The organism is Massilia sp. Root133, from assembly GCF_001426525.1.
GTDB classification, from domain to species: domain Bacteria; phylum Pseudomonadota; class Gammaproteobacteria; order Burkholderiales; family Burkholderiaceae_D; genus Telluria; species Telluria orientalis.
The window spans coordinates 404,184-423,471 of record NZ_LMEW01000034.1; the positions used below are offsets into that span (position 1 = coordinate 404,184).

The following is a 19,288-nucleotide window of genomic DNA, read 5'->3' on the forward strand; positions in this document are numbered from 1 at the left end:
ATTTTGCTTGCGTATCGACTGCTCAAGGAAACTTGGGTTCCCGCCTTCGCGGGAACGACGGCTAATCGGCGTCCGCCACGATCTCCAGCGCCCGCGCGCCATCCCATCCCTTCGCCAATCGCCAGTCGCGCAACGCCCCTTCCACGACGACCTGCCAGTGCGTCCGCTCCAGGTCCGGCAGCGCGACGCTGAACGAGCCGTCCGGCGCGGGCTTCACGAACACGCGCAGGTCGCGCCGCGGCAGGGTCGGATGCGCGAGGTAGAGGGTGAACGGCGCCGCTTGTCCCGCCAGGCGGCCAGCCAGCGTGCCCGCGCGCGGATCGTATTCCGCCCGCAGCGACAGGCCCAGTGCCGTGGCCGCGCGGTCGCGGCGCAGGTCCTGGTTGATGGCCTTGCCCTGCTTGTAGTAATCGTCGACGACGAGGGCGTCCGGGTGGCCGGCGGCGAGCCAGGCCACGTAGCCGCCGCCCGCCAGCACGGTCGCGGGTCCGAGCATCAGGAGCCACGGCCAGCGGTGGGTGTACCAGGGAGTCGGAGTCGCGTGCATGTTCTATCCTTATCAGTTCAGCGCGGCACGATGAAGACGGCCTTCTCGGTCACGCGCAGTGCGGGATCGTCCTGCGCCGTCACGGTGAACGTCAGCGCATTCGATCCCGTGCGTGCGGCGCCGTGGTCGACGCGCACGCGCACGGGCACCGCGCGCGCGGAGGCGCCGTCCAGTTCGACGAGGTCTTCGTCCGCGATGGCGGCCGACGGGATACCGGCAACGCCGATGTGGAACCGGTGCGGACGTTCGCCCGTGTTCATCAGCTGCAGGCGGTACACGTTCTCGATCTTGCCGTCTTCGACTTCGCGGCCCATCGAGCCGCGGTCGCGGATCACGTCCAGCTTCAGCGGCGTGCGCAGCGCCAGCGCGCTGCCCAGGCCCGCCGCCATCAGGACGAACACGAGGCCGTAGCCGAGCGTGCGTGGACGCAGCAGGCGGGCGCGGATCTGCTTCGCGTTCCAGCCCCCGGCGAGTGCGTTCTCGGTCGAATACCGGATCAGGCCACGGGGCCGGCCCACCTTGTCCATCACGCCGGAGCAGGCGTCGATGCAGGCGGCGCAGCCGATGCATTCGTACTGCAGGCCGTCGCGGATGTCGATGCCGACGGGGCAGACCTGCACGCACAGGCTGCAGTCGATGCAATCTCCCTTCGCGGTATTGCGCGCCATGCCACGCGGTTCGCCGCGCGCCGCGTCGTAGCTGACGATCAGCGTGTCGCGGTCGAACATGGCGCTCTGGAAGCGGGCGTACGGGCACATGTACTTGCACACCTGCTCGCGCATCCAGCCCGCGTTGCCGTACGTGGCGAAGCCGTAGAACAGGATCCAGAACGCTTCCCAAGGGCCGAGACCCAGGTGCGCGACGGCGTCGCCCAGCGCGCGGATCGGCGTGAAATAGCCGACGAAGGTAAAGCCCGTCCACAGCGCGACCGTGCCCCAGGCGAGGTGCTTGGCGCCACGCTTGCCCAGCTTTTCGAGCGTCCACGGCTGGCGGTCGAGGCGGATGCGTGCGCTGCGGTCGCCTTCGATGCGGCGCTCGATCCACAGGAAGATCTCCGTGTAGACCGTCTGCGGGCACGCATAGCCGCACCACACGCGCCCCGCCACGGCGGTCACGAGGAACAGCCCGTAGGCGCAGATGATCAGCAGGCCGGCGAGATAGATGAAGTCCTGCGGCCACAGCACGAGGCCGAACAGGTGGAACTTGCGCGCGCCCAGGTCGAACAGCACGGCCTGGCGGCCGTGCATGGACAGCCACGGCAGGCCGTAGAACAGCGCCTGCGTGAGCCAGACGCAGGCCCAGCGCAGGGTGGCGAACGGCCCCTTCACCTCGCGCGGATGGATGTCCTCGCGCTTGGCGTACATCTTGATGACCGCCTCCTTGGGTGCGCGCGCGTTCATTTTGCCGCCACGTCGTGGGGCGTGCCCGGCGCGTTGGACAGCGACCAGACGTAGGCGGCCAGCACGTGCGCCTTGCCTTCGCCGAGGAATTCGCCCCACGCGGGCATCGTGTTGTTGCGGCCCTTGCGGATCGTCTCCATGATCGTCTCCGCGCTGCCGCCGTACAGCCATACCTTGTCCGTCAGGTTCGGCGCGCCCAGCATCGGATTACCGTGCGCCTCGGGGCCGTGGCACGCGGCGCAGGCGGCGAATTTCGGCTTGCCGAAGGCGACCTTGATCGGGTCGGCCGGCGCGCCGGAGAGACTCATCACGTAGTGCGCGACGTTCTCCACGTCCGTGTCGGAACCGAGCGCCGCGCCCATCGGCGGCATCTGGCCGTTGCGGCCCTTCATGATCGTTTCCTTGATCACGGACGGCTCGCCGCCGTACAGCCAATCGGTGTCCGTCAGGTTCGGATAGCCCTTGTTGCCGCGGGCATCCGAGCCGTGGCACTGCGCGCAATACGTGAGGAACAGGCGCTCGCCGATGGCGCGGGCCTGCGGGTCGCTCGCCACGTCCTTGAGGTCGCGCTTCAGGTATTGCGCGAACAGGGGGCCGTAGTCGGCATCGGCCTTCGCCAGTTCCCGCTTGTACGCGCCGGCCGATTGCCAGCCGAGGCGGCCCGCATAGCTGCCGAGGCCCGGATACAGGACCAGGTAGCCGATGCCGAACAGGATCGTCAGGTAGAACATGAACATCCACCAGCGCGGCATCGGCGTGTTCAGTTCCGTCAGGTCCTCGTCCCACACGTGGCCCGTCGTCTTCTCGGGCTGGCCGTGTTCGTCCAGGCGCACCTTGTGGCGCGACTGCGACCACAGCAAGATCGCGCAACCGGCGATGCCCAGCACCGTGATCAGGACGATGTACCAGTTCCAGAAACCGCTCGTGAAGTCAGACATAGTCGTCCTCCACCTCGTCATCATCGGCAAAGGGCAGCGCGGCCGTCGCGGCGAAGTCGCGCTCCCTGCGCAACAGGAAGGTCCACGCAAGAATGCCCAGGAAGGTGGTGAAACTCACGACCGTCATCACGCGGCTCGCGTCGTCGAAAATATGTTGGATGGCCATGTCGGTTCCTAGTTCCGATTCTTGATCTGGGTGCCGAGACCCTGCAGGTAGGCGACCAGCGCGTCCTGCTCCGTTTTATCCGCCAGCTGCGCCGGCGCGTCCTTGATGTCCTGTTCCGTGTACGGGACGTTCAGGCGCTGCATCGCGCGCATCTTCGGCACGATCGACTGCGGGTCCAGCTTGGCCGTGGCCAGCCACGGATAGCCGGGCATGTTCGATTCCGGCACGACGTCGCGCGGGTTGTCGAGGTGGGTGCGGTGCCACTCGTCCGAGTAGCGGCCGCCCACGCGCGCCAGGTCCGGGCCGGTGCGCTTGGAGCCCCACTGGAACGGGTGGTCGTAGACGAATTCGCCCGCGACCGAGTAATGGCCGTAGCGCTCTGTCTCGGCGCGGAACGGGCGGATCATCTGCGAGTGGCAGTTGTAGCAGCCTTCGCGGATGTAGACGTCGCGGCCCGCGAGGCGCAGCGGCGAATACGGCTTCAGGCCGGCGACGGGTTCGGTGGTCGAATGCTGGAAGAACAGCGGCACGATCTCGACGAGGCCGCCGAACGAGACCACGACCAGCACGAGGCCGATCAGCAGCCAGGGGTTTTTCTCGATCCACTCATGGGTGAATTTCATGGTTATGCTCCTGCGTGTTCTGTTAGGCGTGTTCCGGGACCGCATGCGTCCTGCCATGCGAAGGCAGTGCGGGGATGCGGGCGTCGACGGACTGCGTGCCGCGCATCGTCAGCCACGTGTTGTACGCCATCAGGCACATCCCCGTCAGGTACATCAGGCCGCCGCCGAAGCGGATCACGTAGTACGGATACGTCGCCTTGACGCCTTCGACGAAGGTGTAGGTCAGCGTGCCGTCCGGGTTCACGGCGCGCCACATCAGGCCCTGCATCACGCCGGCGATCCACATCGCGGCGATGTACAGCACGATGCCGATGGTGCCGAGCCAGAAGTGCGTCTCGACGAGCGCCATGCTGGCCATCTGCTTCTTGCCGGCGAGGCGCGGGATCAGGTAGTACAGGGAACCCATCGTGATGAAACCGACCCAGCCCAGCGCGCCGCCGTGCACGTGGGCGATGCCCCAGTCCGTGTAGTGCGACAGCGAGTTGATCGTTTTGATCGACATCATCGGGCCCTCGAACGTGGCCATGCCGTAGAACGACAGCGACACGATCATGAATTTCAGCAGCGGATCCGAGCGCAGCTTGTGCCACGCACCGGACAGGGTCATGATCCCGTTGATCATGCCGCCCCACGACGGTGCCAGCAGGATCAGCGAGAACACCATGCCGATCGACTGCGTCCAGTCGGGCAGCGCCGTGTAGTGCAGGTGGTGCGGACCGGCCCACATATAGGTGAAGATCAGGGCCCAGAAGTGCACGATCGACAAACGGTACGAGTACACCGGACGCTCGGCCTGTTTCGGAATGAAGTAGTAGACCATGCCCAGGTAGCCGGCCGTGAGGATGAAGCCGACGGCGTTATGGCCGTACCACCACTGGATCATCGCGTCCTGCACGCCGGCGTACATCGAGTACGACTTGAACAGGGTCACCGGCATCGACATGCCGTTGACGATGTGGAGGATGGCGACGGCGAGGATGTACCCGCCGAAGAACCAGTTGGCGACGTAGATGTGCTGTACGCGGCGCTTGACGATGGTGCCGAAGAAGACGACGGCGTATGCGACCCACACGATGGCGATCAGGATGGCGATGGGCCATTCCAGCTCGGCGTATTCCTTGCCGCGCGTGAAGCCCAGCGGCAAGGTGATCGCGGCCGAAACGAGCACGGCCTGCCAGCCCCAGAACGTGAAGGCGGCCAGCCGGTCGGAGAACAGGCGGACCTGGCACGTGCGCTGCACGACATAGTAGGAGGTGGCGAACAGGCCGCAGATGCCGAACGCGAAGATCACCGCGTTCGTGTGCAGCGGCCGCAGGCGGCCGTACGTGAGCCACGGGATATCGAAGTTCAATGCCGGCCAGGCGAGCTGCGCGGCAATCCACACGCCCGCGAGCATGCCGATCACGCCCCAGACGACAGTTGCGACGGCAAACTGGCGCACGATCTTGTAGTTATAGTTTAGACTGCTGTCCAAGGTGCACTCCCTGAAGAATAAGAAAGACGACACCGTCAGGGTAGGTTTCCTAGGGGCTCCAAATCCTTGATGTGAATCAAAAATTCCAGATTGGGTCCAGGGAAGGAGCCGGCTTCTTCCTCGATGTTGCTGAAAGCAGACTGGCGTTTTAAATGGACGATATGAGGTGCGTCAAACATGACGCTCGATGGTCCGCCACACTGACCCGAAGCTTTTGACAACGAAGAGGACGATGACCATGCCGCCAATTTCACCTGAACTCCACGAGCAACTCGGCCAGCGCCTGCACAAGGCGCGCGAGGACGCGCTGGCCACCGTGCGTGCCCGCACGGATGGCGATACGGACGACCGCCCGGCGATCTCGCCGAACGCCCACATGGGCCAGAACGACGACGCGCCGGCCGGCGAGATGCTCAGCCATAACGAGGAACACCTGGCCGAGCACGAAGCGAATCTGCTGCACGAGATCGACGCCGCGATCGGGCGCCTGGAAGCGGGCGCGATCGGCATCTGCGAATCGTGCGGGCGCGACATTCCGGAAGCGCGGTTGCTGGCGACGCCGACGGTGCGGACGTGTATCGCTTGCCAGGAGCGGATCGAGAAGGAACAGCGGACGGGCCGCGGCCCGAGCATGTAATACCTTCGCTTGCGCGGATCACCGTCATTCCCGCGCAGGCGCGCTGCTGTCCGGAATAATTTTCACCGTCGAAAATAGGCCCCGCCATAGGGAAAAACCGTCGTTCCCGGCATTGCCGGAAACGACTTCCCGCGAAAGCGGGAACCCATGCTGACTGCTCGAAGTCGACTCTTTGTAGGGGTTCCCGCTTGCGCGGGAATGACGATGCTATTTCTGACGGTTTTTGAAAACAATATTCCGGACACTAGTGCGCGCACGCGGTGATCCAAGTTGTACGCATTGTCGATACGCATGCAAAATTGGGTTCCCGCCTGCGCGGGAACGACGGAGTCCGTCAATCGTCGTCGCTGAGAATCCGCAACGCCGGTCCCTCCAGATCGTCGAACTGCCCGCTGTCCGCCGCCCCGAAGAAGATCCACACCGCGAACGCGACGAGCATCACACTGAGCGGCACCAGCAAATACAAGGCTTCCATCGTCATGCCCTCCTCAGGCGCGCCGCGTTGAGCACCACGAGCGCCGAACTCGCGGCCATCCCCACGCCCGACAGCCACGGATTCAGCAGGCCGCTCGCCGCCGCCGGAATCGCCGCCACGTTGTACAGCATCGCCCATCCGAGGTTCTGGCGGATCACGCGCAGCGTGGCCGCCGCCGTGTCCAGCGCGGCCTCCAGCGGGCGCAGGCCCTCGCCCAGCAGCACGCAGTCGGCATGCAGCTGCGCCAGCTGCGCGCCCTGCCCCATCGCGAAACTCACGTCGGCGCCCGACAGCACGGCCGCATCGTTGATGCCGTCGCCGACCATTGCCACGACGGCGCCCTCGCGCTGCAGGCCGCGCACGACGGTCAGTTTATCTTCGGGCAGCTGGTGGCCCAGCGCGTGCGCGATGCCGAGCTGCATGGCGACGTCCTGCGCGGCCTCGTCGTCGTCGCCGGACAGCAGCACGACCGTCTTGCCGGCCGCGCGCAGGCCGGCCACGACGTCGCGCGCCTCCGGCCGGATGTCGTCGACGAGGTCGAAGCGCGCGACCCAGCCGGACGTGGTGCCCAGCCACACGGCCGTCACGCCGCCCGGCTGGCCGCCCGGAATCTGGCCGCACGCGATGCCGGCCACGAACGCGGCGTTGCCGAGACGGTAACGGCGGCCGCCGATCTCGCCCTCGATGCCTTTGCCGACGACCTGGTTGACCATGTTCGCGACCAGCGCGGCCGGCCCGGCCGCGTCGCGGATCGCCTGCGCCAGCGGATGCGCGCTGCCCGTTTCCAGCGCGGCGGCCAGCTGCAGCGCCATGCGCCGGCTCGCGCCGCCGAACGTCACGGTCTGGCGCAGCACGGGGTGGCCGTAGGTCAGCGTGCCCGTCTTGTCGAACACGACGTGCGTCGCACGTCCCAGCGTTTCCAGTACGTGCGGTTTGACGGCCAGCGCGCCGCGCCGCAGCAGGCGGTCGGTGGCGGCGGCGAGCGCCGTCGGCGTGGCCAGCGACAGCGCGCACGGGCACGACACGACGAGCACCGCGATCGCCGCCGGCCACGCGCGCGCCGGATCGACGAGATACCAGCCCGCGCACACGACGACGGTCAGCACGAGCAGCGCCAGCACGAACCACGCGCCCACACGGTCGGCCCACAGCGCCAGCGCGGGCTTGTCCTGGCCCGCGCGTTCGACGAGGCGCACCAGCAACGCCAAGGTGCTGTCGCGCGCACTGCTCGTCACGCGCACGACGATCGCCTGCGCGACGTTGACCGCGCCGCCGGGCAGTTGCGCGCCCGGCCCCAGCGCGCGCGTGCGGCTCTCGCCCGTCAGCAGCGCGAGGTCGACTTCCGTGTCGCCTTCCACGATGACGCCGTCGGCCGGGACGGCCTGGCCGGGCGGCACGAGCACGACGTCGCCCGGCACGAGCGCGCCGGCAGGGACGGTGTCGGTCGCGCGCGCGCCGGGAAAGTCGACGAAGCGCTGCGCCGTCGCCGGCGCCGCGCGCTGCAGGCCCTCGAGGGCGCGCGCGGCGCGCCGGCGCGCGTCCAGCTCCAGGTAGCGGCTGCCCAGCAGCAGGAACACGAACATCGTGATCGAATCGAAGTACACGTCGCCGTGGCCGCGCACGACCGCGACGACGCTGGCGGCGGATGCGGCGAGGATGCCGAGCGCCACCGGCACGTCCATGCCGGCCACGCCGCGCCGCAAGTCCATCCACGCGCCACGGAGGAACGGCCACGACGAGTACGCGACGGCCGGCACGGTCAGCAGCAGCGCGGCCCAGTGCATCAGCGCGCGCATGTCGGCATCCATCGTGCCGTCCGTCGCCAGGTACACGGGGACGGCGTACATCATCACCTGCATCATCGACATGCCCGCGACGAACAGGCGGCGGAACAGGGTCTTGCGCTCCCGTTCGAGGTGGGCCGCCTGGCGCTCCGCATCCAGCGGATACGCCGTGTAGCCGATCGCGCGCAGTGCCGCGATGATGTCGCTGGCCTTCGCCACGGCCGGGTCGCGGCGTACGCGCAGGCGCTCCGTCGCCACGTTCAGCAGCGCATCCGTCACGCCGGGCAGCGCATCCATGCGGCGTTCGATCAGCCACACGCACGCCGCGCAGCGGATGCCTTCGATGGTGAAGACGACGTCGTCGGCATCGACCGCGTCGTCGTACGCGCGCAGGGCGGCCAGGTCGGCGTCGTCCCCGATGCGCGCGGCGAATTCGGTGCGGTTGTCGTAATAGTCGGCGAGGCCGGCGTCCGCGATGGCCTGCGCGGCGGCGGCGCAACCGGGACAGCACATGGTGCGGTTCGCGCCGTCGACGACGGCCGACCACGGACTCGCGGCCGGTGCCGGCTGGCCGCAGTGCCAGCACGCGGCGGTGTCGAGGACGGCCGCGCTCATGCGCCGGCTCCGGGTGCGACGCAGATGTCCTGCACCCAGCCATGCGGCAGGCCCCCCGCCGCGCGCGCGAGGCCCAGCAGGCCGAAGCCCAGCACGAGGACGCCGCACGCGAGCCGCACGCGCGGGCTCGCGAGCCAGCCGCGCAGGCGCGCGCCCATCAGGCCCAGGCCCAGCAGCATCGGCAGGGTGCCGAGGCCGAAGGCCAGCATCACGAGCGCGCCGTGGAGGGCGGAACCGCTCAGCATCGCGGTGACGAGGACGCTGTAGACCATCCCGCACGGCAGCCAGCCCCACAGGCCGCCCGCCACGAACATGCGCGCGGGCCGGTCCAGCGGGCCGACTTTCTTCAGGAGCGGCTGCACGCCGCGCCACACGAAGCGGCCGCCCTGCTCCAGCCGCGCCAGGCCGCGCCACGCATCCATCAGGTACAGCCCCAGCGCGGCCAGCATCAGGTTCGCGAGCCAGTACGCGCCCGCCTGCAGCGCGGGCAGTTTCGCGAACGCCTGCGCGCCCTGAGCGAGGCCGCCGGCCAGCCCGCCTGCGACCATATAGCTGCCGATGCGTCCCGCGTTATAGGCAAAGACGTTGGCGACGGGCGCCCGCCTGGTCGCTGCCCGCACGGGAATGACCCGCCCCACGGAAGGCGCCACCGACAGCGCACCCACGATCCCGCCGCACATGCCCGCGCAGTGGACGCTGCCCAGCAGGCCCACGACGAATACCGGAATCAGCGCGACGTTCATGGCGTTACACGGTCCTGGAATGCGTGGCCGGGCCGCGCGTGGCGAGGTAGCGGTCGAACACCATGCACACGTTGCGGATCAGGAGGCGCCCTTTCAACGTGACGCTGATCCAGTCCGGCGCGAGTTCGACGAGACCATCCCGTTCCAGCCCGGCCAGCTGCGCCATCTCGCGCGCGAAATAGGCGTGGAACGCGATCGGGAACGCGAGCTCGATGGCGCTGATGGACAGCTCGAACTGGCACATCAGCTTCTGGATGATCGTGCGGCGCAGCGCATCGTCCATCGACAGCCGGGCGCCGCGCGCCACCGGCAGCTCGTTGCGGTCGAGCGCATCGTAATAGGCGTCCAGCGTCTTGACGTTCTGGCTGTACGTGGCCCCGACCGCGCCGATGGCGGACACGCCGCATGCGACGAGGTCCGCGTCGGCATGCGTCGAATAGCCCTGGAAGTTGCGGTGCAAGCGGCCCTGCTGCTGCGCGATGGCGAGGTCGTCGTCCGGCCGGGCGAAATGGTCCATGCCGATATACACGTACCCCGCAGCCGTCAGGCGCTCGATGCACAGCTGGAGCATGCGCAGCTTCGTGTCGCTGTCGGGCATGTCCGCCTCGTCGATGCGGCGCTGCGGCTTGAACAGATGCGGCAGGTGTGCGTAGTGGTACATCGCGATGCGGTCCGGCGCCGCATCGATCACCTTGTCGAGCGTCGTGCGCATCGTGGCCGGCGTCTGCTTCGGCAGGCCGTAGATCAGGTCGATGCTGACGGAGCGGAAGTCCGCATCGCGCGCGGCCGCGATGATGGCGCGCGTTTCGGCCTCAGGCTGGATGCGGTTGACGGCGCGCTGCACGTCCGGATCGAAGTCCTGCACACCGAGGCTGATGCGGTTGAAACCCTGGCGCCGCAGGCCGTGCACGCGCTCGGCCGATACGGTGCGCGGGTCGATCTCGATCGAGTATTCGCCGGCGGCATCCGGCGCGAAGCGGAAGCAGCGGCGCAGGTGCGCCATCAGGTCTTCCATCTGCGCGTCCGACAGGTAAGTCGGCGTGCCGCCGCCGAAGTGCAGCTGCTCGACTTCGTTCATGCCGGCGAACAGGCGGCCCTGCATCTCGACTTCGCGTTTCAGGTAAGCGAGGTAGGTCGCCGCCTTCTCGCGGTTCTTCGTGACGATCTTATTGCAGGCGCAGTAATAGCAGACGGTGTCGCAGAACGGGATGTGCAGGTACAGCGACAACGGCTTGCCGCCGCCGCGCGTGCGCAGGTCCGCCACGGCGTGCAGGAAATCGCGGTAGCCGAACGATTCCGTGAAGCGGTCCGCCGTCGGATACGACGTGTAGCGGGGGCCGTTGCGGCTCAGCCGGGCGATCAGGTCCGCGTCGAATTCGACGACGGGCTGGAGCGCGGGATGCACCCGGGTGGCGCTGGTTGCGGGGACTGCGTCGAACATCTGGGAAACTCCTGGGCCTGCGGCGTGAATAGTCAAGATGAGTCTATTGAGGCGGGTCCGCAAAATCCTTGACTTGCATCAAAAATCGCCGAAGCCGGTGTGTTAGCGCCCAAGTTTAAAAACCGACAACACCTGCCCCAGATGGCCCACCTGGTCCGCCACGCTGGCGGAAGCCATGGCCGACTCTTCCACGAGGGCCGCGTTCTCACGCGTGATGCCATCGAGTTCGACCATCGCCGCATTCACTTCCGCGATGCCCTCGTTCTGCGCGCGCGACGCAGCCGTGATGTCGCCCATGATGGCGGCCGCGTCCTGCACGGCGCCCACGACCTGGCGCATCGTCTGGCCCGCCGCGTCGACGAGTTCGTTGCCCTGCCCGACCTGGTGCACGGAATCCTCGATCAGCGCCTTGATTTCCCTGGCCGCGCCCGCCGAGCGCTGGGCCAGGCTGCGGACTTCGCCCGCCACGACGGCGAACCCGCGCCCCTGCTCGCCCGCGCGCGCCGCTTCCACGGCGGCATTCAGCGCCAGGATGTTGGTCTGGAACGCGATGCCGTCGATCAGGCCGATGATGTCGACGATGCGCGTGGCCGAGCCGCTGATCTGGCCCATCGTCGTGCCGACTTCCAGCACGGCCGCGCCGCCGCGGCCCGCCACCTGGGAGGCCTCGCCGACCAGGGTGTCGGCGCGCTCGGCGCTGTCCGTGTTCTGGCCCGCCTTGGCCGCGATGTGGGCGAGGCTCGCGGCCGTCTGCTCCAGGCTCGCGGCCTGCGCTTCCGTGCGGCGGGCGAGGTCGTGGTTGCCCGTCGCGATATCGCGCGTGGCGGCATGGATCGCGCCGACGCCCGTGCGCACGTCGCCCACGATCGCCGTCAGGTTGATGTTCAACTGGCGCAGCGCGAGCAGCAGACGGCCCATTTCGTCGTCGCGTCCCCGTGCGGGCGGACGCGACAGATCGCCGCCGGCCAGCGCGTACACGCCCTCCAGCGCCCGGTGCATGGGCGCCACGATGGACCGGTGCAGCTCGGCCCAGGCCAGCAGGGTCAGCGCCGCGCCGGCCAGCGCCAGCAGGCGCCAGCCCCAGGCCTGGGTGACACAGGCCAGCACGCCCATCAGCAGCGCCTGCGTGCACATCATGACGCCGAGGCGCCGGCCCAGCGGCAAGGTACGCAAGTCCAGCAGGCGCGCCCACCACGCGGTGCGGACGACGGCGCCGCGCCGGAGCGCGAGCCCCTCCGCCCGGCCGTCGCGCAGGCGTTTATAGATCGCTTCGGCCCGTTCGACCTCGTCGCGCGCGGGCCGGGTGCGGACCGACATGTAGCCCACCGTCGTCCCCTCCTCCTTGATGGGCACGACGTTCGCCACGACCCAGTAGTAATCGCCATTTTTTCGACGATTTTTCACGAGTCCTGTCCACGGTTCACCCGCCTGCAGCGTTTGCCACAGGTCGGCGAACGCCGCCGGCGGCATGTCCGGGTGCCGGACGATGTTGTGGGCCTTGCCGATCAGCTCCTCTTCGGTAAAGCCGCTGACTTCGATGAAGGCGGGGTTGACGTACGTGAGGCGGCCTTTGGTGTCCGTCTTGGACACGATGGATTGGCCGTCCTGCAACGGGTATTCGATGCCCGTGACGGGGAGGTTGGTACGCAAGCGTGGCTCCTGGCTTTTGATAAGGAATATTGTTTTAGGGAAATTTTATGAAATCTGGACCTGCCAAATCCTTGATCCAGATCAAAAATGACGGAATGACGAGTGGTCTGGCGCGTAACGAAACAGTTGCGACGCCCGGCCGTTAAAATGGAGTACCCTGCGCAGATGTGGCTGCCAGGTTCGTATTTTGTGTCTTGATGAAATTCAACCAACCCCAACATAGCCGTCGATGAACGATATCTCCCCTCTGACACGGCACCCCGATGTCCTTTACGGCCCGCACCAGCCCGAGCTGTTGCGCGACGAGATCCTGGCCGACCTGCTGGAAGCGAGCGCGGCCCGCGCACCGGACCAGCTTGCCCTCATCGCCGGCGACCGCCGCCTCACGTATCGCGAGCTCGACGCCCTGTCCAGCCTGGCCGCGTCGCGCCTGATCGACGCGGGCATCCGGCCCGGCCATATCGTCGGACTATGGATGCCGCGCGGCATCGACCTGCTCGTCATGCAGGCGGCGATCGCCAAGGCCGGCGCCGCCTGGCTGCCGGTCGACGAGGACACGCCCGTCGAGCGCCTGCTCGTGTGCATGGACGACGCCGGCTCCCCTGCCCTCGTGAGCAGCGAGCGCATGCGCGACCGTCTCGGCGCGGTGGCGCAGCCCATCCACACGGCCGAAGCACTGCTGGCGCCCGCGCCCGACGGTTACGCACTGCGCCGCCGGGGCAAGGTCGACGGCGACGCCCCCGCCTACGTCATCTACACGTCGGGCTCGACGGGCAAGCCGAAAGGCATCCTCATCGACCAGCGCAGCATCTGCCACTTCCTGCGCAGCGAGAACGAAGTGCTGGGCGTCAAGGCCACCGATCGCGTCTACCAGGGCTTTTCGGTCGCCTTCGACATGTCGTTCGAGGAAATCTGGATTTCCTACCTCGTCGGCGCCACCTTGTGGCTCGGGCCGAAGGAGACGGCCGGCGATCCGGAAGCGCTGCCGCGCCTGCTGTCGGAAAATGGCGTCACCGTACTGCACGCGGTGCCGACCCTGCTCGCGCTGTTCGCGGACGACGTGCCCGGCCTGCGCATCATCAACCTGGGCGGAGAAATGTGCCCGGAAACGGTGGTCGAGCGCTTTTCCAGGCCGGGACGCCAGATGTTCAACACGTACGGCCCAACGGAAGCGACCGTGTCGGCCAGCCTCGCGCGCCTGGAGCCGGGCCGGTTGATCACGATCGGCACGCCGCTGCCGAACTACGGCTTGCTGGTCATTTCCACCGAGACCGATAAGGGCTTGCAACTGCTGCCGCGCGGCGACACGGGCGAGCTGTGCATCATCGGTCCGGGCCTGTCGGCCGGCTATCTCGGCCGTCCCGACCTGACTGCCGAGAAATTCCTCGCGAACCCGTGGAGCGTGGGCCCGGACGATCCGCGCCTGTACCGCACGGGCGACCTCGCGCGCATCGAGCCGGACGGGCAAGTCGTGTGCCTGGGCCGCACGGACGACCAGGTCAAGATCCGGGGTTTTCGCGTGGAACTGGGCGAGATCGAGGCCCAGCTCGCGCAGCAGGACGGCGTCGGCACGACGGCCGTGCTGCTGCGCAAGGACGACGGCATCGACCGCCTCGTCGCCTACCTGGTGCCGGCCGCCGGTGCGACGCCGGAACAGCTGGCGCCGGCCACGTTGCGCCGCGCGCTGTCGGAAAAGCTGCCGCCGTACATGGTGCCGAGCCGCTTCGAAACGCTGTCCGTGATGCCGCGCCTGACGTCCGGCAAGATCGACCGCAAGGCGCTGAAGGCGATGGCCCTGTCGGCCCCGCTGCCCAGCGATCCGGCCGAATCGGACGTGGCGGAAACGCCGGGCGAGGAAGCGCTGTTCGCCGCGCTGGAGAAATTGTTCCCGGGCCAGCCGATCCGCCGCGAACTGGATTTCTTCAGCGACCTGGGCGGCCACTCGTTCTTCGCCGCCCGCCTCGCCACGGCCCTGCGCGCCGACCCGCGCTTCGCCCACGTCACGGTGCGCGACATTTATTCGCACCGCCAGATCGGCGCCATCGCCTCGGGCCTGGACCAGGCCGCCGGCACGGCCGCCATCGAGCCCGACTGGACGCCGCCGTCCGAATCCCGCCGCTGGCTGTGCGGCGTCGCCCAGCTGGCGACCGTCCCCGTGCTGATCACGCTGCGCATGGCCCAGTGGCTGGCACCGTTCTTCACTTACCACTTCTTCACGGGCGACCCGGGCGACTCCGTGGCGCGCGCCATCGCCGCGTCGATCGTCGTGTTCCTGCTCGCCACCCTGCTGGAATTCGTCTTCGCCATCTGCGGCAAGTGGCTCGTCGCTGGCCGCCTGAAGCCCGGCGTGTATCCGCTGTGGGGCGCGACCTATTTCCGCTGGTGGCTCGCGGACCGCCTCGTCGAGGCGGCCCCGACCTACCTGCTGGCCGGCTCGTCGCTGTACGGCTGGTACCTGCGCCTGCTGGGCGCGAAGATCGGGCATGACGTCGTGATCGGCTCGCTGACGATCCGCGCGCCCGACCTGCTCGCCATCGGCGACAACGTCAGCATCGGCAATGCCGTCAACTTCGAGAACGCGCGCGTGGAACGGGGCCGGCTGATCCTGGGCCGCATCGCACTCGACGACGACGCCTGCGTGTCGTCGTACGCGATCCTGGAAGGCAATACGCAGGTGGGCCGGCGCGGCCACCTGGAGGGACAATCCGCGCTGCCGGATGGGGGGACCGTGCCCGACGGCCGCGTCTGGTGCGGCTCGCCCGCGCGCGACACCGGCGCATTCGACCCGTCGACCCTGCCGCCGCGCCCGCGCGTCAGCCGTGCCCGCCTCGCTGGCGAAGCCTTGTTCTTCGTGTTCGGCATGCTGCTCGTGGCCACGCTGTTCTTCATGCCCGTGTTCCCCAGCTTCGTGCTGATCGACTGGTTCGACGAACGCGGCACCCTGCCGATCCTCGCGCAGAACTCGATCCAGGGCCAGCTGCTGCGCTACTTCGTGCTGGCACTGCCCGCATCGGCCGTGCTGATCGCGCTGACGATGCTCGTGTCGGCCGCCATCCGCTGGGGCTTCCTGCCCCGCATGATGCCGGGCCGCTCGGCCGTGCACAGCAACGCGTACTGCAAAAAATGGCTCGTGAGCCATATCCAGGAATCGAGTCTGAACGTCCTGCACGGCATCTACGCGACCGTGTTCGCGCCGTTCTGGTACCGCCTGCTGGGCGCGAAGGTCGGCCGCGACGCCGAGATCTCGACGGCGCTGGGCGTCGTCCCCGACATGCTGACCTTGGGCGACGAGACGTTCATCGCCGACGCCGTCATGCTGGGCGACGAGCAGATCGACGGCGGCTGGATGACGATGGAAGCGACCGTCGTCTCGAATCGCAGCTTCGTCGGCAACGGCAGCTATATCCCGGACGGCACCGTGCTGCCGGAAGGCGTCCTCGTGGGCGTGCACACGCACGCGCCCGCGAACGAGCGCATGACGGGCGGCGACACGTGGCTCGGCTCGCCGCCGATCCACCTGCCCGCGCGCGAACAGGTCAGCGGCTATCCGGAACACCTGACCTACCGCCCGTCGCCGGCGCGCCGCCTGGGCCGTGCGCTCGTGGAAGCGTTCCGCATCGTCGCGCCGCACGCGGTCGTCATCGCCGTCGGCTACACGGTCGTGCTGGACCTGATGCCGATCGCCGGGGCCGGCCGCTGGGGCGAAGTGATCTGGGACCTGGCCCTCATCAGCCTCGCCTACGGCATCGGCAACTACCTGTTCGTGCTCGCGTTCAAATGGCTGCTGCTGGGCCGTTACAAGAAGCGGGCGGAGCCGATGTGGACGCCATTCGTCTGGCTGTCCGAAGGCGTCACGAACATGTACGAAGGCATCGCCGTGCCTAACTTCATGCGCTACCTGCGCGGCACGCCGTGGCTGCCGGTCGCGTTCAGCCTGCTCGGCTGCCGTATCGGCCGCGGCGTCTACATGGACACGACGGACATCACGGAATTCGACTGCGTGACGATCGGCGACCACAGCGAGCTGAACGCGCTGTCCTGCCCGCAGACCCATTTGTTCGAAGACCGGGTGATGAAGATCGATCACGTCGACATCGGCAGCAAGGTGTACCTGGGCCCGCGCAGCGCCGTGCTGTACAGCGCGAAGGTCGGGGACAATGCCCGCATCGGGCCGCTGACCCTTGTCATGAAGGGCGAGCACATTCCGGCCGCGACGGGCTGGAACGGGTTGCCGGCGGCGCCGCAGCGCGTGTGATGGAGCCCGCATTGCCCGTGCGCTGGTGGGACGGGGGCGGATTCGCGGACGCGCCTTTCGACGCGGCCATGCACGTCGTCGGCGTGCGCGGGCAACCCGACCGCGCGACGGCCCGGCGCACGATCCGTTCGGCGCTGCTGGCCGCGCTGGCGCAGGCGAGCGGGCTCTCGCCGTCGTCGATCCGGCTGTGTGGTGCGCCGGGCGAGGCGCCCTGGGCGCTGCTCGACGATGGCCGCCGCGTCGCGCTGTCGATCAGCCACGACGGCGACCTGTCCGTGGCGGCCCTGCGGCTGGATGGCGGCGCCGTCGGCATCGACGTCATGCAGGTCACCGACGTCCCGGACTGGCAAGCCGTCGCCCGCGACTATCTCGGCCCGGCGGCCGCGGCCACGCTGGCCGGCGCGCCCGCGTTCGCGCGCGCGTGGAGCGAGCGCGAGGCCAGGCTCAAATGCCGGGGGCTGGCGCTGGCGGAATGGGGCGCCTGCGACGAACCCCTGCTGGCGGCGTGCACCTGCCGGTCACTGGTGCTGCCGGACGGCTACGCGGGGAGCGTCGCGGTGCTGCCTGCCCCATGGTCCTAGGCCTTTGCGCGCGGTTTCAACCGGAAGCTGATGCCCATGCGATTGATCGCATTCATGGCCGCGATCACGATCGTCAGTTCGACCAGGGCCGTTTCTCCAAATGCGGCCAATGCCGCCGCGTAGGCCGCGTCCGACGCATGGGTCTCGCTCACGCGCGTCACTTCCTCCGTCCACGCCAGGGCCGCCCGTTCCTGGTCCGAAAACAGATAGGCGGCTTCTTCCCATACCGGCACCAGTACGATCTTGTCGACGGACATCCCGTGTTTGATGAGATCGCGGGTGTGGACATCGATGCAATGTGCGCAACCGTTCAATTGCGACGTCCTGAGGAACACGAGGTGTATGAGTCCCGGTTCCAGACCCGTGCCCGTCGTTGCGTAATGGTGGAGTGCTCCCAGCGCCTTGGCGCCTTCCTGCGACACTTGAAACCAGTTTGCGCGATTCATCGTGCGTTTTCCTTTCATGCGGTGATTGGTCATGCGGTTGGCAACCCCTGCCCGCCGCTATCCACAAGACGTGCGGCCGCGCGCCGCCGTGACACACCGGACGGATCCGTCACAATAGGCGGAGCCGGATCGTCTAGTAAGTATTGTTCAAGCCCCCGGGATAGCCATGAAGTCCGCCGACCTGCTTGTATTCGAAGCATTACGCCCACGTCTTTTCTTGATTGCCTATCGCATGCTCGGCATGCGCGCCGACGCGGAGGACGTCGTCCAGGACGCCTGGCTGCGGTACAGCGCGAGCGTGCGTGACGACGTCAGGTCGGCTGAAGCCTGGCTGGTGACCATCACGACGCGGCTGTCGATCGATCGCTTGCGCAGCCGGAAAACCGAGCGTGACGCCTACACCGGCTGGTGGCTTCCGGAACCCGTCGTCGAGATCGTCGAAGACACGCCCGAGGCCGCTGCCGAATTGGCCAGCGATGTCTCTGTCGCCATGCTCTGGGTGCTGGAACGGCTCACGCCGGAGGAGCGGGCCGCATTCCTGATGCGCAAAGTATTCGACCAGGATTATGGTGACGTCGCGGCCATGCTTGGCAAAAGCGAAGCTGCCTGCAGGCAATTGGTCCACCGGGCCCAGGAACGGATACGCCAGGAGAGTCCGCGTTTCACGGTCTCGAAGTCGATGCATCGCGTCGTCCTCGAACAATTCATGCAGGCGGCCGCCAACGCCGATCGCGCTGCGATGAAGACGCTCCTGTCGGCAGATGTCGAATTCCGGGCGGACGGCGGAGGAAAAGTGGAGTCCCTGCACAAGGTCCTCATCGGGACAGGACGCGTAGCAGGACTGTATTGGGCAGTTGACAATGCGTTCCGCGAACGGGTTGTCTACAAGATGGCACGTGTGAACGGCGAACCTGGACTGGTTCGTTACATCGATGGGAAAGTCGAATCGGTACAATCGTTTTGCATTCACGACGGCACCATTTCGCGTATATATGTAGTGCGGAATCCAGACAAATTGCAGGGCATCCCGTTACTGCAGTAATGTTCGGGTCCGCGGCAGGTTTTCCTGAGTGCATGTATACTCGTGGCATTCGCGCATCGTCGCATTTTCTGACGACGATGGCACAGCTTGCCTGAGTTCCAATGAAATTACGCCAACTTACCGTTTTCCTGGGTGGATACCTCGCGACCGTCGTCGTTCTCGCCCGCCTCTACAACAGCTTTTCCGGGATTGCCTCGACCGCCGTCATCGCCATCTGCCTCGCCATCGCCCTGCTGATCGGCTTCGCGGCGGGCACGTCGGAAACGGCTGCACGGCATGGCGCGGCGTTCGTGCTCGCCTCGTTCTGCGGCGCGCTCACGATCCTGCTGTCGTTCTACGCGCGGACGGCCGGCGTCGCCCTCGTCGCCTTGCCTTACGTTTTTTTCTGGACGAACGCCGCCTGGCTGGGATTGCAGGCGGCCCGGATCTGCCGGACCGCGTTGAACGCACCGTCCGCGCAGTAAACACGTC

17 protein-coding genes are annotated in these 19,288 nt (G+C 67.5%); 5 read left to right on the top strand and 12 right to left on the bottom strand.

Annotation, left to right across the window (positions count from 1 at the left end):
- Positions 1-61 precede the first annotated feature (61 nt).
- The 6 genes from ASD28_RS26270 to ccoN are packed head-to-tail and all read right to left on the bottom strand — an operon-like array spanning position 62 to position 5,148.
- Positions 62-547 (bottom strand): FixH family protein, encoded by a 486-nt coding sequence (locus tag ASD28_RS26270; protein ID WP_056135681.1) that lies wholly within the window; start codon positions 545-547, stop codon positions 62-64.
- A gap of 17 nt (positions 548-564) precedes the next feature.
- Entirely contained in the window at positions 565-1,947 is a 1,383-nt protein-coding gene (gene ccoG, locus ASD28_RS26275) for a cytochrome c oxidase accessory protein CcoG (RefSeq protein ID WP_056135683.1), read from the bottom strand.
- The gene (gene ccoP, locus ASD28_RS26280; RefSeq protein WP_056135686.1) at positions 1,944-2,885 is read right to left on the bottom strand and encodes a cytochrome-c oxidase, cbb3-type subunit III; all 942 of its coding nucleotides are present in this window, start codon (positions 2,883-2,885) and stop codon (positions 1,944-1,946) included. Before ccoP ends, ccoG begins: the two co-directional genes overlap by 4 nt.
- Complete coding sequence (locus ASD28_RS31430) at positions 2,878-3,051, bottom strand: CcoQ/FixQ family Cbb3-type cytochrome c oxidase assembly chaperone (protein WP_082577408.1); 174 nt, start codon at positions 3,049-3,051, stop codon at positions 2,878-2,880. The genes ccoP and ASD28_RS31430 overlap by 8 nt, the downstream gene beginning before the upstream one ends.
- Before the next feature lie 8 nt (positions 3,052-3,059).
- Positions 3,060-3,674, bottom strand: coding sequence for a cytochrome-c oxidase, cbb3-type subunit II (ccoO, locus tag ASD28_RS26285; protein ID WP_056135689.1), 615 nt, complete (start codon positions 3,672-3,674; stop codon positions 3,060-3,062).
- Positions 3,675-3,696: 22 nt separating this feature from the next.
- Positions 3,697-5,148: a cytochrome-c oxidase, cbb3-type subunit I gene (ccoN, locus tag ASD28_RS26290; protein WP_056135692.1), complete on the bottom strand. Its 1,452-nt coding sequence runs from the start codon at positions 5,146-5,148 to the stop codon at positions 3,697-3,699.
- A 238-nt stretch (positions 5,149-5,386) separates the two neighbouring features.
- Here ccoN and ASD28_RS26295 point away from each other — a divergent pair, with 238 nt between their 5' ends.
- Positions 5,387-5,785 (top strand): TraR/DksA family transcriptional regulator, encoded by a 399-nt coding sequence (locus ASD28_RS26295; RefSeq protein ID WP_056136008.1) that lies wholly within the window; start codon positions 5,387-5,389, stop codon positions 5,783-5,785.
- A gap of 334 nt (positions 5,786-6,119) precedes the next feature.
- On the opposite strand, the gene ccoS is transcribed toward ASD28_RS26295, so the two are convergent.
- The 5 genes from ccoS to ASD28_RS26320 form a co-directional block, all read right to left on the bottom strand.
- Complete coding sequence (ccoS, locus tag ASD28_RS26300; RefSeq protein WP_036240176.1) at positions 6,120-6,260, bottom strand: cbb3-type cytochrome oxidase assembly protein CcoS; 141 nt, start codon at positions 6,258-6,260, stop codon at positions 6,120-6,122.
- A 2-nt stretch (positions 6,261-6,262) separates the two neighbouring features.
- Positions 6,263-8,659 (bottom strand): heavy metal translocating P-type ATPase, encoded by a 2,397-nt coding sequence (locus ASD28_RS26305; RefSeq protein ID WP_056135695.1) that lies wholly within the window; start codon positions 8,657-8,659, stop codon positions 6,263-6,265.
- Positions 8,656-9,402, bottom strand: coding sequence for a sulfite exporter TauE/SafE family protein (locus ASD28_RS26310; protein WP_056135698.1), 747 nt, complete (start codon positions 9,400-9,402; stop codon positions 8,656-8,658). Before ASD28_RS26310 ends, ASD28_RS26305 begins: the two co-directional genes overlap by 4 nt.
- A 4-nt stretch (positions 9,403-9,406) precedes the next feature.
- Positions 9,407-10,843: an oxygen-independent coproporphyrinogen III oxidase gene (gene hemN, locus ASD28_RS26315; RefSeq protein WP_056135701.1), complete on the bottom strand. Its 1,437-nt coding sequence runs from the start codon at positions 10,841-10,843 to the stop codon at positions 9,407-9,409.
- Positions 10,844-10,945: 102 nt separating this feature from the next.
- Positions 10,946-12,493, bottom strand: a complete 1,548-nt coding sequence (locus ASD28_RS26320) for a PAS domain-containing methyl-accepting chemotaxis protein (RefSeq protein WP_056135705.1) — start codon at positions 12,491-12,493, stop codon at positions 10,946-10,948.
- A 229-nt stretch (positions 12,494-12,722) separates the two neighbouring features.
- Between ASD28_RS26320 and ASD28_RS26325 the strand changes: the two genes are divergently transcribed.
- A complete protein-coding gene (locus tag ASD28_RS26325; protein ID WP_056135708.1) occupies positions 12,723-16,748 on the top strand; it encodes a Pls/PosA family non-ribosomal peptide synthetase in 4,026 nt (1,341 codons plus the stop codon).
- Positions 16,748-17,329 (top strand): hypothetical protein, encoded by a 582-nt coding sequence (locus ASD28_RS26330; RefSeq protein ID WP_056135711.1) that lies wholly within the window; start codon positions 16,748-16,750, stop codon positions 17,327-17,329. The genes ASD28_RS26325 and ASD28_RS26330 overlap by 1 nt, the downstream gene beginning before the upstream one ends.
- Here ASD28_RS26330 and ASD28_RS26335 read toward each other — a convergent pair.
- Entirely contained in the window at positions 17,326-17,775 is a 450-nt protein-coding gene (locus ASD28_RS26335; RefSeq protein ID WP_056135713.1) for a carboxymuconolactone decarboxylase family protein, read from the bottom strand. The two genes, ASD28_RS26330 and ASD28_RS26335, sit on opposite strands and share 4 nt — an antisense overlap.
- Before the next feature lie 166 nt (positions 17,776-17,941).
- Between ASD28_RS26335 and sigJ the strand changes: the two genes are divergently transcribed.
- Complete coding sequence (sigJ, locus tag ASD28_RS26340) at positions 17,942-18,817, top strand: RNA polymerase sigma factor SigJ (RefSeq protein ID WP_056135716.1); 876 nt, start codon at positions 17,942-17,944, stop codon at positions 18,815-18,817.
- Between the two features lie 101 nt (positions 18,818-18,918).
- Positions 18,919-19,281, top strand: coding sequence for a hypothetical protein (locus ASD28_RS26345; RefSeq protein ID WP_056135719.1), 363 nt, complete (start codon positions 18,919-18,921; stop codon positions 19,279-19,281).
- The last annotated feature ends 7 nt before the right edge of the window (positions 19,282-19,288 follow it).